Origin of the sequence: Tunicatimonas sp. (genome assembly GCF_049647865.1) — a bacterium.
Lineage (GTDB): Bacteria > Bacteroidota > Bacteroidia > Cytophagales > Cyclobacteriaceae > Tunicatimonas.
Genome location: NZ_JBARYM010000714.1, coordinates 1 through 3,342, shown reverse-complemented (window position 1 = coordinate 3,342; position 3,342 = coordinate 1). Strand labels below are relative to the sequence as shown.

The following is a 3,342-nucleotide window of genomic DNA, read 5'->3' as shown; positions in this document are numbered from 1 at the left end:
TATTAGCACCGTTATCCACTACGCAGGAATTGATTTTAGCTTCAATAGATTTCTTACGCTACCCGCAACCATTGGAGAATTTTGGATGATTGGTTATTTACTCATTTTTGGAATAAGACCTGTAAATGAGTAAAAGTAAATTAAAACAGCACACAACAATAGTAACCGTTGCACAACGCAATAAATTTTCAGGAAGACAACTTTAATAGCGCTCTTTTCAGGGAGTATTTATTTGAAATAAAGATTAGGTAAAATCAAATTTGAGGGGCGTACATAAGCTGTTATCAAGCGTAAAATAAGGCCTTTGATATGAAAAATTGAAAAAGCAGTTCCTGCCCCACTTTCTACCCGTTTTTCTAAAATTTCAAGTACTTATTTACATTGTAGGCCATTGCTGATAGGTGCATCACCTTGTTGGCCTACTGTATTCCAATGGTTGTGAACAAAAGAAACCATTGCGTTGATTACCAACTTTATGAAAAAATAAAGTTTGGATTTATAATTCCGAACCTCTAGTTGTAATCCCGAACCTTGGGGCACTGCCCCGCCCTTACATTTGCTTTATAAACGTATAAAACACAGTCATTATGAAAGCAATTATCACGACAGCGTACGGTTCACCAGAAATATTCAAAGCAAATACCGTTGCTAAACCAATCGCTAAACCGAATGAAGTACTGGTTAAGATTCATGCATCTTCGGTCACCAAAGCAGATACAACGATGCGCACGGGCAAGCCTTACATCGGAAGATTGATGATAGGGCTTACCAAACCGAAGAACCCAATTTGGGGAACTAGTTTTGCGGGCGTCGTAAAATCTGTTGGGGCTGCAGTCACTCGTTTTAAAGCGGGAGACAACGTATTCGGTGAAAACCTCTCTAACAATGGTGATGACCTCAGTCTTTGGTAAGAAGAAGGCGAAATTTTCAGCTACCGGTGCCTTACCAGAAAAGGAGAGCAAGAGATTGCTCGAGATCCTAATTGAAATAGTTGAAGCTGGAAACCTAAGGGGAATCATCGATCGAACGTATGCACTCGCGCAAGTGACAAATGCGCACGAATACATTGAGGCGGGCCACAAAAAAGGAAATGTGGTTTTGAGGCCAATTGCATAACTATATCAATTAATGAAAATCATAGAAATGAAATCACTATTTAAATCGGCCGAAGGAAAGCAAGAAATATTGCATCTCTACGACCAAAAACTGGAAGAGCTTAATATTGAATACGAATACGTAGAGGTAGAAACCAGTTTTGGAAAAACAAACATCATTGCTACAGGAAATCCCTTAGCCCCACCAATAATCATTGTTCATGGTTCCAATGGTTGCGCACCAATTGCGTTGGAAACCTATCCAAATTTGCATAAGTCATTCAGGGTGTTTGCAATTGATGTGATTGCTCAGCCAAATAAAAGCACTGAAACAAGACCCAGTATGAAAGATGACTCTTACGGAAAATGGATGAATGAAATCATTACCAAGCTCAAAATTGAGAATGTAACACTGGCTGGATTTTCATTCGGCGGTTTGGTGATCCTTAAAACGCTGGAGCATGATGAAAGTAAGATCAAAGAAGTGTATTTGTCCGCGCCAGCTTATATCGTGAATGGCAATCCGATAAAAGCGCTTTTTAAAATCTTCATTCCTATGAAGCGGTTTATAAGTTCGGGGAAACCCAAGTTTGTTGAGGCTTTTTTGAAAGACGTCTTTACAGATAGAGACGAATTCGCCATCAAATACTTATCAAAAGTGTTCTTGCATTTTAAGATGGATTTTACTCCAGTGCCTGTCATATCAAGCGAAAAGGCTAGGCTTATAGAAATACCTGTAACGCTGATTGCCGCAAAAAACGATGTCATGTTTCCTGGAGCAAAAATGCTCAAAAGAGCTTCTCACATATTTCCGTCCCTTAAGAAAAGTCTACTTCTCGAAAACTCAAAACATGTACAGTCGACAAGCGATAATAGCTTGATTGAAAACATGATTTTGAGCGATCTAGAAAACCAAAACACACCCCTTTAATCTTGGAAATGATTATGGCTTTACCAATGACCGTTGGCGAACTCGGACTGACTATTTGGATGATTGCATCAGGCGGTAAAACCCCCAGTGCAAATCATTTTAAAGAACTCACTCCTCAACCGTTTACTACATAAAATTCATAAATCACATATAAGAAGTTTAGAATTACTCCACAAATGAAAAATCGACTTAGATTATTGAATTCTGATAGTTTGATCGCCTGCTTGATGTTTGTGCTCATACTTTTAGGTTCTTGCTCAAAAGACGTAATCTATTTCCCAGACAGCGTTCAAGGAGAAGTGGACAAAGCAATTGTGAATGGATTTGATGGCATTATCGTTTATGTGAACGCCCCCGGAAGGACTTCGTTTTACAGTGCTGGATTTGATAATAGAGAAAAGCAAACACTAGCCGATGCTCATTCGCTGTTCAAAATTGCGAGCATCAGCAAGCTATACATCGCTGCATCTGCCGCCAAATTGGTGGCCAACAATCAATTATCATTAGATGCTAAACTCACCGACCTATTGCCTGAGGTGGAAGGCAAAATTGAAAATGCTAATGAGATTTCTTTAGAAATGATGTTGCAGCATCGCAGCGGGATAATAGATTATTCTGACGAACCTGAAATTGAAGGAGAAACTTTTGATGAACATATGTCCTTTATGGCCAGGGTTTATGATAAGGAAGCCTCGTTCAAGCCCAATAAAAAACATAGCTATTCAAACTCCAACTATTTATTAATAGCAGAGATCATAGATAGAACATTGGGTTATTCTCATCATGATTATATCCAAGCTAAGATACTTGATCCACTGGATTTAATCAACACGTACAATGTGTACCAAGATTCAGACACAACCAGGGTAATGAGCGGTTATTTAATTGGTTGGGACCCCAATTTAAGGTCTTGGGATTTTCCGCTGCCCGGTGGTAATATGGTGGCTACTGCAGAAGATGTTGGGACATTTTTAAGAGCACTTATTGACGGTACTTTATTTACAGATAAAGAGCAAGAAATTTATACTTCGGTTTACGAGTACGAACATACCGGTTGGCTGCCAGGCTATTGCAGCATAGCACGCTATCACAGCGATATTGATGCAGTGGTTGTGCAATTTGTGAATACGAGCGGCACCGAGTCGTTTTGGCTCGATATAGAGCGAGTTTATAACAGGATTGTCATGGCCCTAGAAAAAGAAGAATCTAAGAGTTAATAACTTTCATGAAAAATTATCTACTCATACTCCTTACCATACTTTCATGTGTGGCGCAAGCGCAAAGCACGGACTCTACAAGGCACGGTTTTGGATTCGC

General features: G+C 39.4%; 4 protein-coding genes. All 4 read left to right on the top strand.

The window, feature by feature from the left end:
* The first annotated feature begins 587 nt into the window (after positions 1-587).
* The 4 genes from WBA23_RS20915 (at position 588) to WBA23_RS20900 (ending at position 3,242) form a co-directional block, all read left to right on the top strand.
* Positions 588-911 carry an alcohol dehydrogenase catalytic domain-containing protein gene (locus tag WBA23_RS20915; RefSeq protein ID WP_424584226.1) on the top strand — a complete coding sequence of 108 codons (324 nt, stop codon included), beginning with the start codon at positions 588-590 and terminating at the stop codon, positions 909-911.
* Positions 886-1,116, top strand: coding sequence for a zinc-binding dehydrogenase (locus WBA23_RS20910; RefSeq protein ID WP_424584225.1), 231 nt, complete (start codon positions 886-888; stop codon positions 1,114-1,116). The genes WBA23_RS20915 and WBA23_RS20910 overlap by 26 nt, the downstream gene beginning before the upstream one ends.
* A gap of 12 nt (positions 1,117-1,128) precedes the next feature.
* On the top strand, positions 1,129-2,025 hold the full coding sequence (locus WBA23_RS20905) for an alpha/beta fold hydrolase (protein WP_424584224.1): 897 nt from the start codon (positions 1,129-1,131) through the stop codon (positions 2,023-2,025).
* Between the two features lie 176 nt (positions 2,026-2,201).
* Entirely contained in the window at positions 2,202-3,242 is a 1,041-nt protein-coding gene (locus WBA23_RS20900) for a serine hydrolase domain-containing protein (protein WP_424584223.1), read from the top strand.
* Positions 3,243-3,342: the final 100 nt, after the last annotated feature.

Bases quoted from the DNA above. Each gene is read 5' to 3' on its own strand.
- WBA23_RS20910 (WP_424584225.1), top strand. From the start codon at position 886: ATGGTGATGACCTCAGTCTTTGGTAAGAAGAAGGCGAAATTTTCAGCT.
- WBA23_RS20900 (WP_424584223.1), top strand. From the start codon at position 2,202: ATGAAAAATCGACTTAGATTATTGAATTCTGATAGTTTGATCGCCTGC.
- WBA23_RS20915 (WP_424584226.1), top strand. From the start codon at position 588: ATGAAAGCAATTATCACGACAGCGTACGGTTCACCAGAAATATTCAAA.
- WBA23_RS20905 (WP_424584224.1), top strand. From the start codon at position 1,129: ATGAAAATCATAGAAATGAAATCACTATTTAAATCGGCCGAAGGAAAG.